Source organism: Blautia stercoris (assembly GCF_054657695.1).
In genome coordinates, this window is record NZ_BAAHYF010000001.1 from 1,198,125 (window position 1) to 1,218,230 (window position 20,106).

A 20,106-nucleotide genomic window follows, 5' to 3' on the forward strand; every position below is an offset into this window, starting at 1 on the left:
TATTCCTCCTTATGACTAATCATGCACTCCCAGAATCTGTCTGTTGAAAAATTCCGGAAATCCATTAATGCAGACCATTATAGTTCTGAAGATATAATGGGTACAACAGTCTTGCCCATAAAAACAGTGCAACTACAATTGTTCCTGCTGAAACCAGATAATAACAAAGCTGTTTTAATTTCTGATTTTTAATAAAATGGTCTGCGACTCTCGAATATCCCATCGTTACAAAATACATCATCGGAACTAACATCGGCATGCTGTAGCGTCCCTGTGGCTGATAATCTGAAGTATAAGAATAATATAAGTTCAAAACATTCGGAATTATCATTCCAAGTAAAAGACACAGATGGAATAATCCCTGCGGACGGATTCCTTTCTGACGGATTAATACCTGTTCTACGGTTTCTTCTTCATTGATTTTCTTCTCAAGCATAACCTGCTCTCGTTTTAAATAGAAAATATCTCTTGCTTTCCAGATTACAAATACCAGCCCGACAAGAATCAATGCAAAATATGGATAATACACTTTTTTTCCAAGAAAAATCTGATTGTATCCAAAGATTCCAACTACCCCATAGACTACCATTCCAACCCAGCGGTACTTAAAACCGGGAGCATGATATTTTAACATCGAGAGAATGTTTGCCTCCGGATAATCCTTAAATGTCGTTACATTTTTGGGATTAAACTGTGGCTTTGCATATTTGATTGCATACTCATGCATGGTTTTTCTTGCAAGAAAATCTCCATCATAGATGATATAGTTTCTTACAAACCACCATCCGGCAAGCACTGCGACAACTGCCGTGATTAACAGACCTCTTTTGAACATTAATTTAAAATCTGGTTTCTTTTTGCCATAACCAAGGGAGGAAACGACAAAGAATAAAATACTGCACAGTGCATAACCATAAGCATCATAATAGGAAAGCGCACAAAGTGATAATGCAACTCCAAGCAAAATACTGTTCTTCTTTGTCCAGCCCTCATTCATTGCCCTCACCCACACATAAATGATAAAGGATGAAGAAAATAAAGCAAGTCCGTCACAATTGATATAAGTATATAAAATTGCAGCACCGGGAAGCAGGGTACAAAGGAAAAAGAACATCACCCTTTCTCCTTTTTTGAATAATGCTTCTCCGATTTTAAAAATACAATACGCTGACGCTGTTCCGAATAGAACATTAACCATTCTTGCAGAAATCAACAGTGCCCACTCATCTGTCGTGAAAAATGAAGTAATCTTCATAAACAACGCAGAAATCATGTAACTTAAAATCGGATTAAACGCATACGAAATTCCCCAATCTTCATCTCTTATCTCGGGGTCTCCACCGTGCGGCAGTTTTCCATGCTCATAGATATACTGCACGATTCGGGAACGCATCCCTTCATCGGGTGAAAAATTATGCCTCTGACTGCAGGCCCATGCCAGATAAATTCCAAATACCAGAAGCAGGGCAAAAATCATGCAGACTGTCCGTCCAAGTTTCTGTTTATTTTTGAATTTTCTGCTCATCTTCATGAATTCCTCTAAGAATTGCCTCTTTTACTTTTTCTGCTTCTCTTTCCCATGAAGTATTTTTTGCAAATTCCAGACCTTTTTTACGGATTGAAGCTAATTTTTCCGGGTGTTTGAAGTAATCTTCCATTGTATCTGCAATCTGATTCGGGTCATAATCTACTAAGATAGAATTTTCTTCATTGACAAGCCAGGTGCTGTTTTCTCCTTTCGAGCAGACTGCAACAGAGTTACAAGCCATAACTTCAAGTGGCAGCAGGGACAGGTTTGTGTTTGAAATAATCAGACACATATCACATTTTACATAAGAATCTGCAAGTACCTGTGGTGTTACAGTTCCAAGATTCTGATGTGGGAATGGAATTTCATAGTTGCTGACATCCCATCCTGCAAAAATAACCTCTAAGTCCGGCATTTTCTTCCATAATTCATTGATTGCCAGCATACCAAGCTCAAAGTCACGTCTTGGAGTAACCGGTCTTGCATAGAAGAATACTCTCGGTTTGTCATCTGTTTTTTCTTTTGGTTTGTAAATCTTGTCATCGTAAGAGAATAAGAAACTATCTGCTGTCATGCCATAATCGTTTCTCATTACATCTTTTAACCAGTCACCGGCAGTAATTCCACGAAATCCCATTTTATAAGTATTTTCTGCAAACTCATATTCTGAACCATGTGCATAGAAATACGGCTCAAAGTCCTGTACAAAATAAAATTTAGAAATGGTATTATTAAATCTTCTGACATAGTAAGCAGTGGTCCATGCAGTTGCAACTGTACCGTGTGCAAATCCCATCTGAGATACATCACAGTAAACTTCTACTCTCTCATCTAACAGTGGGAAATGCTGTTTTAAGAAACTGCGGATGGACTCATTATCTTTAAATGTCGGAGACATATACAGATAAATTTTGCTGTGAAAACCTAATTTTTCCAAATTTGATACAAAACGGAAAATTGTGGTATGTCCGCCTGAACCCGGACTCATTTCCGGAATGACCCAGTTTAATGTGATTTTTCCAGTTTTCTTTGCCTCTTCATACGCCTTTTTATCAAATGGAATTTCTTCTGTATTGACTACAAAATTATAAAATCCAAGCAGATTATTCTTTGGCGGAATCGGTGCAGGTCCGTTTTTCATACGTTTTAATGTTGCTTTCACGCCATTATTTTTTAAATATCTCATTCCTCTTTCTACTACATTATCGCTCATTCTTTTTTCCTTTCTCACCTAAGACCAGTTAAGCCTTTCTTTGTCTGTACTGCTGTGAAATATGTTTGTCCAGAAATTTCTGTTTTGCTTCCGAATAAGTATGGTACTTTCCGCCAAGTGTCCCCCCGACAAAACGGTCGAAATTACGAAATGCGGAGTAAATAGCCCATTTGATTTTTGTTTTCTTTCCAATCGGCTGTTGACGGATGTAAGCACAGTCTCCTCTGACCTGACGCACCCAAAGACGTGGGAGCTGTCGAAAATGCTGTGCCATCATATACTGATGAATTTCATAGAGACCTTTATATTCATCATAATATCTTGCAAAGTAAGTACTTAATTTAAAGTTGTGAGAATGATAAACCGGTGCAAACGGGCAGTATACTTTTTTATAACCCAACTCGATCATCTTTCTCGCCCAAATCTGATCCTCTGCAAAATTAACATCATCATAAGGATGCTGTTCAAATACATCTCTTCTGACACAGGAATTATTATCTGAGAAGAAAGCAAGTACATGTCGATATCCTTCTTCTCTTTCATAGCGTTCCTTATCTTCCATATAAAAAATCGTATTATCAGAACCAAATCCCTGAAATAATCCTTCAATATCTCTCTTATCTATAAAATTACAGCCTGGATAAGGATAATGGATTCCAAATCCACCCACCACTTCCGGGTCTTTTTTCATGGCATCAATAAAATTCTGAAGCCAGATGTCCGTTGCAGGAAGTGCATCCTGTGTAATAAATACAATATAAGTTCCTGTTCCCTTAGAAGCCCCGTAATTTCTGGTTTTTCCATGTCCAAATTCTGATGCCGGAATCTGATATAATTTGCACGGATATTTTTTAATTACCTCAAGTGTCTGATCTTTTGAACCGGAATCCACACAGATAACCTCATATTCATAAATGGTTTTCTGGGAAAATATCATATCCAGCACTTTTTCAAATAAAGGACCTGCATTCTTAGTAGGAATTACAATGGATACGTCCATACATCAATTACCCCTTTTCACTATTTTACGTACTTTTTGATACATCTTATAGACTTTTAAATTTTCAAGCTGTCGGATTTTTTCTGCCTGATATTCTACGGTCGCCTGTAAGTCATTTAACTCTTTTCCAAGTTTGGCTATCCTGGCTTCGTGTGCTGCATTTTTTTCAGTCAGCATCTGTCTCTCATCTTTTAACGCTTTCTCATTCTGAATAAATGTCACCATCTGGTCAATGACACCATCATTTCTGCGATAAACCAAATAATCAAATTCGATTTCTTCACATCCATCAAGTGCGATTTCAAGCACCGGTGGTTCTATGAAATAATAATCATCAATAATCACCAGTTTTGCATTATGAGTAAAATTCAAACTGACTTCCTGTTTTTCTTTCTTTCCGACCAGTTTCCTGATTTTTATAATACTTTTAGAATCCACCGGTTTGAACCGAAGTCTGGTATATTGGTTTGCTTTTAATTGAATCGTTCTCTTAATCTCAGAATGAATGGTCTGCTCGTAGCTGATTTCTTCCCATTCTTCACCGGTATCTCCCTCGATACCGATAGAAAAGAACTGTTTCTTATAATCCCATTCACTGACAGGATAAGATTTACAGTGCATTTTCTGGTACAGATGGGACAGGGCATATTTTTCGCCTTTTCCAGCCACATATTCCTGGAAGTTCACTTCCATTTGATAATAAACCGGCACTTCTTCCATATCTACACGGCCAATTGCATAGAGTTCTTCTAACTGACTCTTATCTAAACCGCAGACTGCTTCCTGCAAGAAAATGCTTCTTGCATAGATAAATTCTAATGGAATCTCAAAGAAAAAGACCCATTCATAATCTGCCAGCACACATTTTTTACCAAGCAGAAGATTTGCCGGAATAATATCAACATTGGAAATATCTGCCGAATGTTGCGCTTCTTTAAACTTTGGAAAGCCAAAAATTTCTTCAAATGCCGGACTGCTCTCGAATGTATGCATTCCTTTTACGGAAAAAATAATCTTTGCAAGAAAACGATAATCCTCTTTCAAGGCTTCATAGTCATTTGCTTCTGAATGGCGGTGGATTCTTTCTTCTAAGCTTTCCCCCTCCACAAATAAAAAACGGACCTGACCATTTTCCTCTTTGCATGGACACATTTCCACACCTGAATTTACAAATAATTCCGAAAGCAGTTCTCGGGATTCGACCATCTTTCTTACATGGGCTTCTCCCTCTTTATGCATCGCTTTTTTTATGACCGATTTTTCTCCATTTTCTTCTACAATCATCGTTGCAATCTGAAATTTTTTCTGACGGTCTTTTGAAAATTTTGAATATAATATCTCAGGCATTGTTTTCCTCCTTTTTCTGAATTTCTACAAAAAAGGAATTGGAAAAATGCGGGAATAATTCAGCACGAATCATGGTATCAAAGGCAAGTCCCTCATCAAAAAGCAACAGACGCTCTGCATCAAAATTTCGGCGGTTATTCCGCAGTTCTCCTTTTTTTGGAAGATAAGAATCTGAATAAATGGTTGTTGCAAATTTATAATCCGGATAAGGATAATAGAACCGATAATTGTGATAGCCATTTGCATCGAGCAGTTTCTCTAATTCTCTTTTGCTGAATGTCTCTACTCCGGATGTATTTTTATAGCCTTCAATTCCTTCAAACATCCGACCGACATGGTCTTCTTTACAGCCTGCAAAGTATTTTAGTCCCAGCTTATTTTCAATTGCCATCAAAATCTTTCCATTCGGTTTTAAATGACGGTTGATTTTATCTAAAAATACCCGATATGGCTCTTCTTCCTGAATATAAGTCTTTGCATACTCAAACACGCCAATCAAGGTAACATAATCAAAGGTTTCTGTCAGATTATCAGATACCGTATTAAAGTTTCCGACTACAATCTCCAGATTTTCTGCCTCTTTATTCTTCCATGCATTAATTGAACTTCTCATCTTAGACAGGTCATTTGCCACAACCCGTCCGGCTTTTTTTGCAAGCACACCAGAGATTGCACCACATCCGGCTCCGATTTCAAGCACGGAATCTTCCTTTGTTATTGGATACCACTCTAAAATATTCTCTCTTTGCTGTGAAAGATGATACATCACAGCCCAGTTTTTTTCTTTTAAGATAATATCCTGATACTCTTCAGGTTCGTGATGTTTCACCAGCTCTAACAGATGCTCTTCAATCACACCGTCACTGTAAAAATCCTGACCTTCATAATAGTCCAGATTTAATGTAACTTTCCCAATCTTTTCGTTCATCCCATATAATCCTTCTATTATTTATTATTTCGTTTGTATTGCCCCGTCATAAGAAACCGTTGAATTCAAATCAAAGAAACCAAGCGTTCCCTCTTTCTTTGAAAAGACTTCAAGGTGACAGGCATTATAAAGTCTGTGATAAATCTCCAAATCATCCCCATTATAACCGGTACAACCAAAAGAAAGAAAATACTGCCCTGGCTGAAGCGTCATAATCTGGTCAAAATTAACGGTAACGATCTCCCCTGCCTTACAGTGTGCCGGTGTATAATTTTCCAACATGGTATTGGTACCTGTGATTTCCGTACCTTTTCTGTCTTTAATCGTATAAGCAAAAATTGGATGGTCCACATCTTTTTTAAACTGAATCTTCATCTTAATACGGAACTGTTTATTTTTATCTACGGAAGAACTGATTTCTCCCTTATCATTCACAATTGCAAAATCCACAATCTCTGCATCCAGACTTCCATAAGAATCCAGATTGCTGTTTAAAGTTAATTTACTCTTCCAGCCTTTTGCTTCCTGTTTTTCTTTCGTTTCTGTTTCCTGAGTTTCTACCTCTGTAGTTTCTTCCTGTTCTTCGTCCTTTGCACTGTCATCATATTGATTTGCAAGGATTTTCTTATATACATCCACTGCTTCTGCGGACGTTCCGGTCAGCACATGATGTCCGTGATGAATCAGCATACTTCTTTCACAGTATTTGATAACACTTCCCATATCATGCGTAACAAAAATAATTGTTTTTCCTGCTTCTTTAAATTCATTGAATTTACGGTAACATTTCGACTGGAAGAAAATATCTCCAACGCTCAATGCCTCATCGACAATCAAAATATCCGGCTCTACATTGATAGCAACTGCAAATGCAAGGCGGGCAAACATACCACTCGAATAAGTCTTACATGGCTGATTGATAAAATCGCCAATCTCTGCAAAATTAATAATATCATCAAGTTTTGCTGTCATCTCTTCTCTTGAAAACCCAAGCATGGTACCATTCAGATAAATGTTTTCAATTCCCGTATATTCCATATTAAAGCCGGCACCCAGTTCAAGAAGTGCACTGATTTTCCCATTGACGGTAACACTTCCGGTTGTCGGACTTAATACACCGGTAATAATCTTTAACAGCGTAGATTTTCCGGAACCGTTTGTTCCGATAATTCCAACACATTCTCCCTTATGCACATCAAGTGAAATTCCCTCTAAGGCAAAATGATCCTGATGATAGCTCTTATGCGTAATAGACAGGGATTCTTTCAGCCTGTCTATCGGTTTATCATATAATTTGTATACTTTACTGACATCTTTAATTGATACTACAATATCGTCCATGTGTCCCTCCTACAATACATCTGAGAAATGTACTCTTAATCTACGGAATACAGTAAATCCAATCACTCCGATAATTAAAGTTACAACCCAGAAGTAAATCGTCATCTTTGGTCTCTCAAAGAACCAGATTCCATCCATGAAACTGTCACGATATCCCTGTACAACATAATACAGCGGATTTAATTTTAAAAGAAATTCAACTTTTGCAGGCATTTTAAACGTTGACATATCCCACATAATCGGGCATGCCCACATACCAACCTGCATCAGGATATTGATAATCGTTCCAAAATCTCTGAAAAACGGTACGATGGAACAGGTAAAATAGGCAATCGCAGTAATTAGACAGATTGCGCAGATTGTATAGTAGCCAAGCTGAGCCATCTGAACAATCGGTGTCTTTCCCATAATAATATAGATAAAAATCGCAAATGCAATAAAAAACAAATGTACAAATAACGCCGATAAAATTTTTACAAGCGGAAGTACACTGATTTTAAATACGACTTTCTTTACCAGATAACTATATTCCATCAAACAGTTGGTTGCATTGATAATTCCCTCTGAAAAGAAAAACCAGGGAATAATACCTGCAATCAGCCACAGCGCATACGGATATCCGTTTGGCGTATCCATAACGCGAAATCCAAACTGGAAAATAAAAATGTAAATCAAAATTGTAACCATAGGCTGTACAAAGGCCCATAAAATCCCAAAATAAGAACCTGCATACTTTGTTTTGAAGTCATTTTTACCCAGTTTCCACACCAGGGTCTTGTTTCTCCACAATTCTCTAAATATGTTCATTCTAATCTCCTCTACTTATGGTAAAGTATACTTAACCTTTACAATATACCATTTTCTCTTATGAATTTCAATCGAAAGGATTAAAAAATGCCTGTACCCAAAAAGATACAGACATCTCTTACTTGCTATTTGTCAATTCTATAAATACAATACTCATCAATTTTTGCGATTTTTTCGTATTCTTCTTCCGCATACCAGTCCATGGTATGCTCTTCTGAAAGTACAAGATAATTACAGCCGGAAAGAGCAAGCGCTTCCCGAAAGGTCTCTTTATCCTGTTCTTCATTATTAATCACATCATACACAATCGCAGCTTCCATGGTATCGGTTCTTGAATCCTTGCCTGCATCGCGTCCATAAATCAGGTGAATCGACGGGTCATACTGTCTGACATAAGAAATCAGCTCATCCGGAACAATTGCCCGAATTTCCTCTCCATCGGCATTTTTTTTCATTGCATCACACACACCAAGCACGGTCTGTGGCAGTTTATAATAATTGGTTGATTTATGAAATACATCTTTGTTGTAAACCAGCCGACCACTAAAGGCAAGTCCGGACAGCATCAGCACTGCCAGTACCACTGCAAAAAGTCTGTTCTTTAACTGTGAGATACACGATACAGCAAAATAAGCAATCACAAACGTAATCGGAAGCAGCCAGAACATTCTCCAGTAAACCGTCTTTCCAATTGCATAGTCCATAATAATTTTTGCCGTATACGGAATCCAGTACAAAATCAGTCCACCAATACAGTACCAAAACAAATAACGGTTATATTTCCTTCTCTCTCTTAAAAACAAAAGCAGAACCATACCGCCTAAAAAGAGATACAGGTAAAATCCCTTTCCATTATAATGCTTCCAGAAAAATTTAATCAAATCAAATACTTCACTACTCATCCCATTCCCTCAACTCTTAACAGCAGATAAATTCCTGTCAGTATGATACAAGGAATACATCCAGCCAGCAATTTCCATGCTATTCCTATTTTTCTTGTCTGTATAATTCCCGCAAATGCCCCAAGCGCCACCATAATCGGTGCTAAGAAAATTCCCATGGAAGAGGTCAGCGCTGCTGCTCCTGTCGTCAGAAAAATCTGGATAATATCCTGAATTTGATACTCATTTTTATAAGCACAAAGCAGATAGTAAAACAACAATGGAAGAATCACTGCTGCCAGGACTGCTTTTCCCTGCCAGATACGAATCAGTAAAAAAGTAGACATCGTATACACGGAATAATAACCAAATATATTCATCCATGCCAGAAGAAGTAAGAACAATCCTCTCTCTTTTCTTTTATTTTTCCAGAAAAAACTGCCCAGCAGGTCATAAACAAAATAAGCAACCGGAAGAAAAATCAAAAACATTCCCGTATGTCCCAAAACGGTTGAAGGTACTCCATAAAGCCTGCTTAAACCCGCTTCAAAAATTGGAAATGGAGATAATACATAACGGCTTGGAAGGGACTCGTACTCATCTCCTGTATACGCATTGTACTGAAACACCGTATCTGTCTCGAGAGTTGTTGACGCCGTCGCTACATAAAAAGCATCATCATCGTCAATGTGTGTGTAAAAAATCCCTGCATACATCTGAACGACTATTAAGACAACCGCCGGAAGATACCAGAGTCTGCTTCCTTTTTGTTTTTTCGTTTCCTGTTTCTTAAACCGGATTAATCTCATAATAAAATCCCAGTTTTGAACAATCGAACTGACAAACAGCACCACCGAGATTCCCAGTACCAGCCAGTAAAGCGTATGAAATTTCCATCGAAAGAAAACTGCACACAATGCCAATATTTCAAATAAAAAGAAAAATAATATCATTCCACCCATAAGCAGTTCTATAATTTTTTTCGTCCGCTTTGCCGGTGTATGAAATCCTATGACAATCAAAAACAACCAAAATGCCACTGTGAACAGTATCATTTTTACAATTGATACAACTTCCATTTAATCTTTTACCCATTCTCCTGTTTTATTAAAGTGAAACGTATGCCCCATCAGGTAACGTTCTGTATTCTTTGCCAGTTTTCCATTCGATTCCAGATAGTACCATTTCTTTTTCCAATGAGTCCAACCGGTTTTCATTCTTCCACTTGACTCACTTAAAAAATACTCATCTTTCTCGATTTTAATCCAGCCTTTCTGCATCGCACCGGTTTCTTCATCCAGATAGTACCATCCACCACTTTTCCAAAGCCAGCCTCTTTGCATGACTCCATTGGCATCAAAAAAGTACCATTCCTCTTCGATTTTTGCCCACTGGTCCGTAATCATTGTTCCATCCCATAGAAAATATCGGTAAACGGTTTCCCCATCTTCCATTTCCTGATTTTCGTCTTTTGACCAGTAGCCATCGAGAGAATCCTGCGTATCATCCGCATACACAGACTGTGCACCGAGCACCATAAAAATCGCACACAGTATCAGCATCCATCGTCTAACTTTCCCCATCCGGTCATATCCTTTCTTATTTATTCCAGCTTTTGTCCTAACGCTTCTCTATGCCTGTTTTTTCTTGATATCATTTATTTTACAGCACAGATACGCCATTGTCATCCAGAAAATATAATGAACACTTGAGTTTGCATATAAGATTCTGGATTCCATAAAATCCGATAGTAAAATTCCACCGCAAAGCCCCATTAAAATAAATGTCGATGTATCTGTTTTTGTGAAAAGTGCTCTTACAAAGCGAATAAATACCATAATTAAAAAGACGGATAAAATTCCAAGTCCTACCACTCCAGATGCCACCAGCGTTGTCACATAGACATTGTGAAGTCCGCCATTATGAAGCGCCTGTGCGGTTCCTTTATCCAAATCCCTCTTTGCGTATTCATAGATGCAATTTGCACCTGCACCAAATACAGGAGAATTTTTCCAGACTTTTAATCCGGCTTTCCAGATTTCCACTCGTCCGTTGCTGACACTGTTTGCATCTTCTTCTTCAAAAAATTCTTCGGTTCTTACTATTTCTGTTTTCTCTTCCTGTCCTTTCAAAGAACTTACTGCATCCGGAATCAATACAATCGTATGTTTTACAATCGGAGAGAGTGCCAACACACAGGCAAAAATGACAACTGACTTTAAAAGACTCTTTATGCAGGTTTTCCTATCCTTTGTGAATAGATTCTCTCTTTTGACCCAGACAAATCCAATTACAATCAGAATAAAAAAGACAAATGCTCCATAAGCACTTCTTGACTGTGTTAAAATCAGATACAGATATTGAATTACAATATTTGCAATCAGAAGTTTTTTCTTTTGTGCTGACTTGTTTATCAGATAAAGCGAAAATGCCATGGAAATCACCGCCATCATTCCACCGGTGTTCGGGTTGAATAAGCCCCATAGACGATTTTCAAACATTCCAAGATACTGATATCCATTCGGAAGTTCATAACACACTTGAACGGAAAGTAAAAATGTAATTAATGCAATTGAGGCATACATAAGCGGCATAATCACATTCATCCAGGAAAAAATTTTTATTTTCTTTTCCACTTCCTCTTCCTCTTTCTGCCAGTACATATTAAAAACTAAAAGCAGTGAAGTGGTCATATAACCAAACGTAAAAATATTGCTGCTTAATTTGGTTCTCCAGTTTACAAGTATCGTGATTCCATTTGCAACACAGAACAAAAACAAGACCAGTGCAAATTTATTTTCCAGATAAGCTCTGTAATTTTTTATCAAAAAGATGGCAAGCAAAACCGCTCCCCATACCAGACCTGCTTTTCTGAAAATTCCAAGATGAATCTTCAAGAACGCCGGTGCTCCAAGATAAGCGATTAAAAGCATGTACATGGCAAACCAGAACGGGTCGCTTATCATCTTTCGTACATCGAGTTTCATATTTATAACTTGTCCTTTCTTATGCACGCTCAATCATAAAGATTTTGAGAGTACCCTATTTTTCAAACGAAGATTTTTCCGGAAAATAAGACTGTAATAATTTTTTCAGCCATTCTTTTTCTTTTTCAAACTCAAGTTCCGGTTTATCGTCACTTAAACATAACATTTTATATTGTTTTGTCTTCAATGCCTGTTCAATGAGTTCATCGTCTTTTCCAATCGAATAAAATTTTCCAATATAAGGATTTCCAGGCTCGAACTGTCCTTTGGCAAACTGCCAGTAACGGCACAGCCACTGGTTGACATCCATATTATTTCTCAATTTATGTTTACAGGTTTCCTCTAATACTTCCGGTTCTTTCTCCCAGACTTCCTCAAACGTACTCTTTAAATATGCAAGCGGAATGTGTGGATTGACAAATCCTGGGAACTGCTTGACCCCTAACATATAGATATTTTTTAATAATAATCGTTTATAATTTAAGGAAAACCATTTCTTGCGGTATTTTTTCAAAGTATCTTTTTTCAGAAAGTGGTCGTTTAATAATTCCAAATCATTTGCAACAATGTGGTCAATTCCACCTTTTTTAAAGACATGTACTCTCTCAAGCGGACAGTCGCATGGCAGACCGTTTTTAAAGAAATGTTCCGGTCTCATCGGTGCAACAAAAAAAGTATCATCATTTGCATAGATAAAATGCTCTGCTAAATCTGGAATCCTATGTAAATTCAGTTCAATCACATGGGAATTATAGGTAGGAAGATATTCTTTTGGAATATAATCGGTATGTTTTACAATATTTAATTTTGGATGATTGACTTTCATCCATTTTGGTACATGTCCCCAGGTAATAAAATGAATCTTGCGAATCCATGGAAGATTTTTTTCAATTCCACGAAACAGATATTCCAGATTATCCCATTCACGGAAACGGTTTGCACGTCCGTCTCCCTCTTCCTCTTTTAAGCAGGCTCTTTTTTCGGCAAGCCACTTCGGGTCGTTGCCATCGACCCATGGGATTACTAAATCAATTTCCATGTTTCATCCCTCTCTTTTCCAGTATTTTTTGAATTGTGTCAAGCATCTTTTCAAGACTTACTTCACTTTGTAATAACACTTCGGTTTCCGAACATTTTTCAGAATGGAGTTCTTTTAATACAGCCTCCGCCCATTGTTTCTCTCCTTCCTCTAAAGAAAGAAAATGCATCTCTTTTGTCAATCCCATTTCTTTTGGAACGGCTTCTTTGCTTCCAAAAGTCGGAAGTCCTGCTGCCTGTGCTTCAATCAGTGAAATCGGATAACCCTCAAACAGCGACGGAAATACAAATACATTCATCACCTGAAGTACATCGGGCACATCTCTTCTGACCCCAAGAAAACGAACAGAGTCACGGATTCCAAGTGCTTCTGCCTCTTCTTCTAACTGTTTTTTCTGAGCTTCATCTCCGCCTCCACATAAAAACAGAACGACAGACGATTCTTTTTTCTGAATTTCCCGAAAAATGCGAAATAAAAAGCTGTGATTTTTCTCTTTGGAAAGACGTCCTACATGACCTACAACCGGTTCGTCTCCAAGTCCCAGTTCTTTGCGCATCTTCTCTTCTCGTTCTTTTGTGTAAGTATATTTTCGGATATCGACTCCGTTTATAATAACCTGTACTTCTTTCGCTTTCTCCCCAAACATCCAGACACCCGCTTCTTTCGAGCAGGCTAAGAGCTGATTGGCATAATTTGCCACCTTACGTCTGTTTTTCTTATGCATAAACAGCGTAAATTTTGTTCCTCTGTTTTCAGAGGAATGAGAATGGACGATCCGAAGCGGTACCTGATTTTTCTTTGCCGATTTTAAGGCTTCAATATTACTAATCGTTGTTTTGTTGGTCCAGAATACATCATACTGTGTCTGTTTAAAAATGGTATCCAGCTCTTTTCTTGACTGAAGAACACTTTTAGAACGTGGAGTCACATGATAAACCTTAGATCCGCCTGCTTTTAATTCGTCTTCAAACACAATCTCATCGTCATAAGCGATAAAATCCATGCGATAGCTCTCACGGTCGAGTCCACGGTACACAGACATGATAAAAGCTTCCATTCCACCAAGCTGTCTTGACATTCCTTCAATTAAAATATTCATACTTAAAGACTCTCCTGCAATTTTTTAATCTCTTCATAATTTCGTTTGCAGTTATCGGTATCCCAAATCGTAAAAAATTCTTTCTCTCGATTTAGATAAACTTCCGGATTTTTTAAATTTTCATCAATCGCACGTTTTAATGCTGTTTTTAACTCTTCAAATGTTTCACATACCGGTCCAAAACCATCTTCCTTAAAAGAAAAATACCCTTCTTCATACTGTGCTTTTCTGAATTTTTCATTATCAAACTGATAATAAATCATCGGTTTTCTCATATATGCAAAGTCATTAAAGATACTTGAATAATCCGTAATCAAAAAAGCGGATTCTTTTAATAACTGCTGAACGTCGTAGTGTTCCCAGTCTGCAATCTTTACGTGCTTGCTCTCTGTCTTAAAAAACGAGATAAATTTCTGCATATTTCTGTGTGGATAAAAGACCAGTTCCATTCCAGCGTTTGCAAGCCATTCTTCAATTTCACTGCTTCTTAAGACTTCCATCCAGCGTTTGCAGTATTCCGTTGCCTCAAAACTGCTCATATCGTCTAAGGTTGCCGAAACGGAACTTGGAACAGAAATCCATTTTCTCCAGGTCGGCATGACCAGAATCTGATTTTTCTTTACTTTTGCATCATGCAGCCCATCGAGTCTTGCTATTCCGACGCATTTGACCCATCCATCCGGATAACCAAATTTTTCACAGATAAACTGATGCTCTCTTGGCGCAGTTGTGATAAACATCCGCATCTTCGTATTTTCATAATGTAAAAACGGCAGATCATTTTCAATGACACCATGCTGTAAAAACACTCTGGTATTTTTTAAAATTCCATAGACCTCTAATAAATAGCAGACTGCCGCATTTGGCTTTCCTCCTTTTTGGGAACTGATATTAATCGAAGCTGCCAGATAATATGCCCAATGTTTGATTGAGCCATACTGAATCACTTCTCCCAAATTTTTAATTTTTTCATAATCTACGGATTCTTTGTTAATCGCATAAACCACATCCTGCTCGGGATGCGCTTTTCTGATATATTTGTAAAGCCAATAACCATTGTCTCTGGCCTCATTATATTCTTCGCAAACCAGCCACATCTGTTTTCTCTTTTTTTTCAGACAGGCAGCATAGGGAATCGAAACCAGCATCTTAAGTCCTGAGACAAGGTCTGCCGGTTTGACAAATTCCAGTTTTTCTAAAAATCTACTCATAAGCCACTCTCTATTTTCTAAGAAATTTTTTATAAAACAGTTCTCTTAAGCGGTTCGGAATCAGACAAATCATCATCTGACCTCCTGCACAGACCACAAAATCCCAAAAACTGCTCAGACCGCTTTTCCATAAAAAAAGCCGGAAATGTAACATTGATTTTACATATTTCCAGCCACCTCTTCGTTTGTACATTCCTGTTCCAGCACGCATGTAAAGAAGGGTATCCGGAAGATTTCTCGCCTCAACTCCCAAAAGCAACATTCTCGCCCAGAGATAATAATCCTCAAACAGATAAAAATGCTGGTATCCTCCTGCTTTTTCCACTGCTTCTTTACGATACATCACACATGGATGATTAAACGGATTTCTTCTTCCCGCAAATTTCAAGATTTCTTCCTTCGATAAAGGAAGGGTTCTTTTTGCTTTACAATGCAAAATGTCTTTCTCAAATTCTACTACGGTACCACTTACAATGTCAATTCCTTCTTCTAAGACACGAAGCTGTTTTTCACAGCGGTCTTTGCATGCAATATCATCAGAATCCATTCTTGCAACCGCTTCATTTTTACAGCACTTTAAGCCCTCATTTAAGGCTCGTCCCAATCCCACATTTTCTTTTAATCGTAAAAGATGAAAGACCTCTTTATGAGCTTTCTGATTTTCTTCTAATACTACATCCAGCTCCTTTGTCAGAGGTCCATCACATACCACCCAAAAATCATTCGTTTTAACCGTCTGACTCCAGATACTTTCAATACTTTCTCTTAAGTATTCCGGATTTTCTTTTGCATACACAGACATTAAAACACTATATTCTGCCATTTCCCAATTCTCCGTTTTTCTTTCTAATCCATTTCTTAATACAGATGTAATTTTTCTTTTAATGCAAACAAAAAGAGTAAGAACCCTCCCTGCTGTTTCTGAATTAAACGATTACAAAACCTCTGCTGTCTGTTTCCAAGCTGACAGACTCCGCTTGCTTTTTGAACCGTCTGATTCTTTAAATAACCAAGTATTTTCTGTTTTCTTTCTGATTTGGAAAACCGTTCATCCTGATAAATATCAAATAAACTATAAATGACCGCCCGCATGGTCTTATCAGCAAACTCGCGCATCACCTGTGTTCCTTCCAGACAGGCTTCGCTAAATGCGAATACTTCTCTCATTAAATGAATTCGTATCTCAATCTCATCTTCTCGATAAGAAGAAGTAATCGACTCCCCACGGCAGTCATATTCATAATATGCTTTCGGAACAAAGGCAATCGTTTCAATCTTTCTTAAATAGGCAAGATTAAATAACAAATCCTCACCATAAGTATACTCGGTTGAAAAAAATTCTTTAATTTTTTCTTTTTTATATAGTTTATTACAGCAGGACTGAAGCAGACAATTCAAAATCAGATGTTCGATTTCCGATTCCATCTTTGCAACTGTCGTCACACATTCTTTTTGAGGGATGCGAATCACATCCCCCCTTGTCCCGCCATGAATTTCACGAAATCCACAGATTGCTTCATCTGCCTCATTTTTTTGTACCGCCTCATAAAGTTTCTGCGTCATTTCTTTGTCAATGGTATCATCGGAATCAACAAACTGTAAGTACTCTCCTCTTGCCTCTTTGATTCCACAATTTCTCGCACTGCTGACACCACCGTTTTCTTTTTGAATAATGCGGATTCTCTTATCCTGTTTTGCATATTCCTCACAGACCGCCACACTGTTATCGGTTGAACCATCATCAACTAAAATCAATTCCAAATCCGTGTACGTCTGATTTAAAATACTTGCAATACAGCTTCCTACTTTATTTTCACGGTTATACACCGGAACAATAATACTAATCATTTTTCTTCTCTTTCTCAGGCTGGTGGCTTAAGGCAATTGTTTCTTCCCCTTCCATGCCTTCGGTGCTTTCTTTCATAAACATAATTTTAAAGGTAGATAAAATCAATTTCAAATCATTGATAAACGAATAACTTTCAATGTACATCATATCTAATTTTAGTTTGTCATAGGCTGTGGTATTATACTTTCCGTAAATCTGGGCATAACCGGTCAATCCTGCCTTCACTTTTAAACGGAACGCAAATTCCGGAATTTCTTTTTCGTATTCTTTTGCAATTTCCGGACGCTCCGGTCTTGGTCCAACCAGACTCATATCACCTTTGATGATATTTAAAAGCTGTGGAAGTTCGTCTAATCGTGTTGCACGAATCACTTTTCCAACCGGTGTAATTCTGCTGTCTCCTGCTTTTGCAAGGCGCGCCACACCATCTTTTTCTGCATCTACTATCATACTTCTGAATTTATAGACATAAAATTCTTTTCCATCAATGGTTAAACGTTTCTGTTTAAACAAAACCGGTCCTTTGTCATAAGCCTTGATTACAATTGCAGTCACCAGCATAAATGGAGATGCCACAATAAACATCAAAACAGAAACCACCAAATCCAGAGTCCTCTTTGCAAAACGCTGACCGATATTTAATCCATAATTACGACACAGTAAAAGCGGAGTGTCAAATAAATGAAGCGTTTCTCCATTTCTTACAATGATATCTGAAACTTTCGGAGTCAGATACACACGAATCGAATGTGCATAACAAAACTTTAAAATCTGGTTTCTGTCAGAGGAATGAATATCTCCTAAAAGTACACCACCATTTTCATATTCCAGAATTTTTTTCTGAATGGTTTCAAAATCTTCATCCACAGAAATCCGCTCTTTAATACGGAATTTATCTTTTCTCGTTGCAATTTTTCCACCCAGTTTTTCCACCGGATACTCTCCATAAATCAACAGAATATCACGTGGCGGGAAAATATAACTGAACAGCTTATCAAAAAAATACGAACAAATTCCAATTACAAGCAAATCTGCCAACGTCATTGCAAGCAAGGGACGCACATCCGGCAGACGACGGTATAACAGCACAATCTGAAGATACATAATTACATTGGCACAAAGTCCGGACAATGCCTGAGAATAAATCAGATTGCCTCTTTTGATATAACCAATTTTAAATCCACCATAAATATATAAAAACAACAGCATAAATGCCGCATACACCAATACAATGAAAATATTTCCTTTTGCATAGAACGGCTCAATCCAAAGCCCCCTGCTGTAATATTTATTCCAGACATAATAAAAAATAAAAGATTCCAGTACCAGAATAATCATTACGGCTATGCTTCTGACTAAACGCCGAAATTGTTCTCTCTTTACACCTTTCATCCATCCAACCTCTTAATATTCTTAGTCTCTTAACATTCATCTTAACATTTTGTTCAAGAAGATTCAACATTTACTTCATTTATCTGTTTTTTATTGTACCTAAAATCTCCTTTAATTCCTTACGGAATACAAATAAAGTCAACAATCCTCCCACAAAAACAGTTAACACATTGATGATGGCATTTGCATGCAGATAAATATAACTTACTCCAATGTAAACAATTGCCCATGCAACAATGAATTTCAAATCGATTGAAACCTGAATTTCTTTTTTCAGCAGATAAGCACGAATCGTATTATTTACCATAAAACCTAAAAACAGGGCAATACTTGCTCCCTGTACCCCAACAATCGGTAATAGCAGATGCACGCTGACTACATTTACCACACTTCCTGCCACTGTGGTATAAAACAATACATTATTTTTCTTAATTGCAGTAAAGATATTTCCAAAGAAACTGCTGATGCAGGAAACAATGGTTGCAAGCAGATAATACGGTACCAACTGTTTTGCGTCCGCATAAGATTCATTAATCATAATCGGGAAGATAACTGAAATTGCAGGAATCAGCATTAAAAGCCCCATACATAAAAACTTGATATAAGAATTTAAAGCAGTGGTATAAAATTCTCCCTGATTCGTCTGCTTCTGTGCTTCTCTTGAATAAGACATTTCCTGCCATGCCATATTAAAGCAGGTCGTAAACAACGTAATAAACGAAGAAAATCTTCCGGCAATCGAATACAGACCATTTTCACTGACTGATAAAACATTTGAAATTGCGACACGGTTATAGGAAGTTAAAAACCAATATGCCACAGAATTCATGCAAAGCGGAAGTGAGAAAATCAGCATCCTTTTGAATAAATCTTTATCAAAGGCTGACACAGAAATCAGCTTTGGCAGCTTGATTCCCCATCCAAGCACTACGATATTGACCAGATATCCGATACAGGCAGAGATAAACAGTGCACTGTAATCCATGCGGAAATATACAATAAATAAAATGTTACATGCTACAGTTACAAAAGAGCTGACCAGACCAGATGTGGTATATAACGCATTTTTTCCATAGGTTCTTGCAAGATATCCAACTAAAGTCTGAATGTTCATCATAATACCATACAGATAGATAAGTGGAAGATACTTGATATCAAAGATACATCCTGCTCCAAATAACACGATGGTATAAAGTACCGTAGAACCGGTGAAAATCGCAATTCCACTGGTAATCGGCTTTTTCCGCTCTTCTCCTTCATATTCAAAGGCAAAACGCATGATTCCGCTCCAGATATCCAGAAACAGAATCGAACACAAGAAGTTAATGTAAGCAGTTGCAAGGTCATACGTTCCAAGATCTGCTTTGTCGATATATTTGGTATAAATCGGAAGCAGGAAGAACGTAATCAATTTATGTAATACTGTACCTATAAAATAGATACCTGAAGTTTTTACAAATTTCCAAAGATTCTTCACAGTAATT

General features: G+C 37.5%; 18 protein-coding genes. All 18 read right to left on the reverse strand.

Annotation, left to right across the window (positions count from 1 at the left end):
* Positions 1–64: 64 nt before the first annotated feature.
* The 18 genes from ACYQ2D_RS05765 to ACYQ2D_RS05850 all read right to left on the reverse strand — a co-directional run bounded on the left by ACYQ2D_RS05765 (position 65) and on the right by ACYQ2D_RS05850 (position 20,099).
* On the reverse strand, positions 65–1,525 hold the full coding sequence (locus ACYQ2D_RS05765; RefSeq protein ID WP_459784858.1) for an ArnT family glycosyltransferase: 1,461 nt from the start codon (positions 1,523–1,525) through the stop codon (positions 65–67).
* Positions 1,503–2,741 carry a rhamnosyltransferase WsaF family glycosyltransferase gene (locus ACYQ2D_RS05770; RefSeq protein WP_117455322.1) on the reverse strand — a complete coding sequence of 413 codons (1,239 nt, stop codon included), beginning with the start codon at positions 2,739–2,741 and terminating at the stop codon, positions 1,503–1,505. The genes ACYQ2D_RS05765 and ACYQ2D_RS05770 overlap by 23 nt, the downstream gene beginning before the upstream one ends.
* A 28-nt stretch (positions 2,742–2,769) precedes the next feature.
* On the reverse strand, positions 2,770–3,741 hold the full coding sequence (locus tag ACYQ2D_RS05775) for a glycosyltransferase family 2 protein (protein ID WP_459784859.1): 972 nt from the start codon (positions 3,739–3,741) through the stop codon (positions 2,770–2,772).
* 3 nt (positions 3,742–3,744) lie between these two features.
* A complete protein-coding gene (locus ACYQ2D_RS05780) occupies positions 3,745–5,088 on the reverse strand; it encodes a hypothetical protein (protein ID WP_187558203.1) in 1,344 nt (447 codons plus the stop codon).
* Positions 5,081–6,016 (reverse strand): class I SAM-dependent methyltransferase, encoded by a 936-nt coding sequence (locus ACYQ2D_RS05785; protein ID WP_459784860.1) that lies wholly within the window; start codon positions 6,014–6,016, stop codon positions 5,081–5,083. Before ACYQ2D_RS05785 ends, ACYQ2D_RS05780 begins: the two co-directional genes overlap by 8 nt.
* A gap of 24 nt (positions 6,017–6,040) precedes the next feature.
* Positions 6,041–7,357, reverse strand: coding sequence for an ABC transporter ATP-binding protein (locus ACYQ2D_RS05790; protein ID WP_187558204.1), 1,317 nt, complete (start codon positions 7,355–7,357; stop codon positions 6,041–6,043).
* 9 nt (positions 7,358–7,366) lie between these two features.
* Positions 7,367–8,164 (reverse strand): ABC transporter permease, encoded by a 798-nt coding sequence (locus ACYQ2D_RS05795; protein ID WP_022303763.1) that lies wholly within the window; start codon positions 8,162–8,164, stop codon positions 7,367–7,369.
* A 125-nt stretch (positions 8,165–8,289) separates the two neighbouring features.
* Positions 8,290–9,066: a hypothetical protein gene (locus ACYQ2D_RS05800; protein WP_459784861.1), complete on the reverse strand. Its 777-nt coding sequence runs from the start codon at positions 9,064–9,066 to the stop codon at positions 8,290–8,292.
* Positions 9,063–10,124: a DUF6077 domain-containing protein gene (locus tag ACYQ2D_RS05805; RefSeq protein WP_459784862.1), complete on the reverse strand. Its 1,062-nt coding sequence runs from the start codon at positions 10,122–10,124 to the stop codon at positions 9,063–9,065. The genes ACYQ2D_RS05800 and ACYQ2D_RS05805 overlap by 4 nt, the downstream gene beginning before the upstream one ends.
* Positions 10,125–10,628, reverse strand: a complete 504-nt coding sequence (locus ACYQ2D_RS05810; protein ID WP_459784863.1) for a hypothetical protein — start codon at positions 10,626–10,628, stop codon at positions 10,125–10,127.
* A 48-nt stretch (positions 10,629–10,676) separates the two neighbouring features.
* Positions 10,677–12,032 carry an O-antigen ligase family protein gene (locus tag ACYQ2D_RS05815; protein WP_459784865.1) on the reverse strand — a complete coding sequence of 452 codons (1,356 nt, stop codon included), beginning with the start codon at positions 12,030–12,032 and terminating at the stop codon, positions 10,677–10,679.
* 55 nt (positions 12,033–12,087) lie between these two features.
* Positions 12,088–13,071 (reverse strand): Stealth CR1 domain-containing protein, encoded by a 984-nt coding sequence (locus ACYQ2D_RS05820; protein WP_022303758.1) that lies wholly within the window; start codon positions 13,069–13,071, stop codon positions 12,088–12,090.
* On the reverse strand, positions 13,061–14,170 hold the full coding sequence (locus tag ACYQ2D_RS05825) for a glycosyltransferase (RefSeq protein ID WP_459784866.1): 1,110 nt from the start codon (positions 14,168–14,170) through the stop codon (positions 13,061–13,063). The genes ACYQ2D_RS05820 and ACYQ2D_RS05825 overlap by 11 nt, the downstream gene beginning before the upstream one ends.
* A 2-nt stretch (positions 14,171–14,172) precedes the next feature.
* Entirely contained in the window at positions 14,173–15,381 is a 1,209-nt protein-coding gene (locus ACYQ2D_RS05830; protein WP_117455304.1) for a CDP-glycerol glycerophosphotransferase family protein, read from the reverse strand.
* Between the two features lie 10 nt (positions 15,382–15,391).
* Complete coding sequence (locus tag ACYQ2D_RS05835) at positions 15,392–16,204, reverse strand: glycosyltransferase (protein ID WP_187558209.1); 813 nt, start codon at positions 16,202–16,204, stop codon at positions 15,392–15,394.
* A gap of 35 nt (positions 16,205–16,239) precedes the next feature.
* Entirely contained in the window at positions 16,240–17,229 is a 990-nt protein-coding gene (locus ACYQ2D_RS05840) for a glycosyltransferase family 2 protein (protein ID WP_187558210.1), read from the reverse strand.
* Positions 17,222–18,622: a sugar transferase gene (locus tag ACYQ2D_RS05845; RefSeq protein WP_187558211.1), complete on the reverse strand. Its 1,401-nt coding sequence runs from the start codon at positions 18,620–18,622 to the stop codon at positions 17,222–17,224. Before ACYQ2D_RS05845 ends, ACYQ2D_RS05840 begins: the two co-directional genes overlap by 8 nt.
* A 79-nt stretch (positions 18,623–18,701) precedes the next feature.
* Positions 18,702–20,099, reverse strand: a complete 1,398-nt coding sequence (locus ACYQ2D_RS05850) for a lipopolysaccharide biosynthesis protein (protein ID WP_444139526.1) — start codon at positions 20,097–20,099, stop codon at positions 18,702–18,704.
* Between the last annotated feature and the right edge of the window lie 7 nt (positions 20,100–20,106).

Excerpts from the sequence above, each read along its gene's own strand:
- ACYQ2D_RS05765 (WP_459784858.1), bottom strand. The coding sequence starts at position 1,525 with ATGAGCAGAAAATTCAAAAATAAACAGAAACTTGGACGGACAGTCTGC.
- ACYQ2D_RS05770 (WP_117455322.1), bottom strand. The coding sequence starts at position 2,741 with ATGAGCGATAATGTAGTAGAAAGAGGAATGAGATATTTAAAAAATAAT.
- ACYQ2D_RS05775 (WP_459784859.1), bottom strand. The coding sequence starts at position 3,741 with ATGGACGTATCCATTGTAATTCCTACTAAGAATGCAGGTCCTTTATTT.
- ACYQ2D_RS05780 (WP_187558203.1), bottom strand. The coding sequence starts at position 5,088 with ATGCCTGAGATATTATATTCAAAATTTTCAAAAGACCGTCAGAAAAAA.
- ACYQ2D_RS05785 (WP_459784860.1), bottom strand. The coding sequence starts at position 6,016 with ATGAACGAAAAGATTGGGAAAGTTACATTAAATCTGGACTATTATGAA.
- ACYQ2D_RS05790 (WP_187558204.1), bottom strand. The coding sequence starts at position 7,357 with ATGGACGATATTGTAGTATCAATTAAAGATGTCAGTAAAGTATACAAA.
- ACYQ2D_RS05795 (WP_022303763.1), bottom strand. The coding sequence starts at position 8,164 with ATGAACATATTTAGAGAATTGTGGAGAAACAAGACCCTGGTGTGGAAA.
- ACYQ2D_RS05800 (WP_459784861.1), bottom strand. The coding sequence starts at position 9,066 with ATGAGTAGTGAAGTATTTGATTTGATTAAATTTTTCTGGAAGCATTAT.
- ACYQ2D_RS05805 (WP_459784862.1), bottom strand. The coding sequence starts at position 10,124 with ATGGAAGTTGTATCAATTGTAAAAATGATACTGTTCACAGTGGCATTT.
- ACYQ2D_RS05810 (WP_459784863.1), bottom strand. The coding sequence starts at position 10,628 with ATGGGGAAAGTTAGACGATGGATGCTGATACTGTGTGCGATTTTTATG.
- ACYQ2D_RS05815 (WP_459784865.1), bottom strand. The coding sequence starts at position 12,032 with ATGAAACTCGATGTACGAAAGATGATAAGCGACCCGTTCTGGTTTGCC.
- ACYQ2D_RS05820 (WP_022303758.1), bottom strand. The coding sequence starts at position 13,071 with ATGGAAATTGATTTAGTAATCCCATGGGTCGATGGCAACGACCCGAAG.
- ACYQ2D_RS05825 (WP_459784866.1), bottom strand. The coding sequence starts at position 14,170 with ATGAATATTTTAATTGAAGGAATGTCAAGACAGCTTGGTGGAATGGAA.
- ACYQ2D_RS05830 (WP_117455304.1), bottom strand. The coding sequence starts at position 15,381 with ATGAGTAGATTTTTAGAAAAACTGGAATTTGTCAAACCGGCAGACCTT.
- ACYQ2D_RS05835 (WP_187558209.1), bottom strand. The coding sequence starts at position 16,204 with ATGGCAGAATATAGTGTTTTAATGTCTGTGTATGCAAAAGAAAATCCG.
- ACYQ2D_RS05840 (WP_187558210.1), bottom strand. The coding sequence starts at position 17,229 with ATGATTAGTATTATTGTTCCGGTGTATAACCGTGAAAATAAAGTAGGA.
- ACYQ2D_RS05845 (WP_187558211.1), bottom strand. The coding sequence starts at position 18,622 with ATGAAAGGTGTAAAGAGAGAACAATTTCGGCGTTTAGTCAGAAGCATA.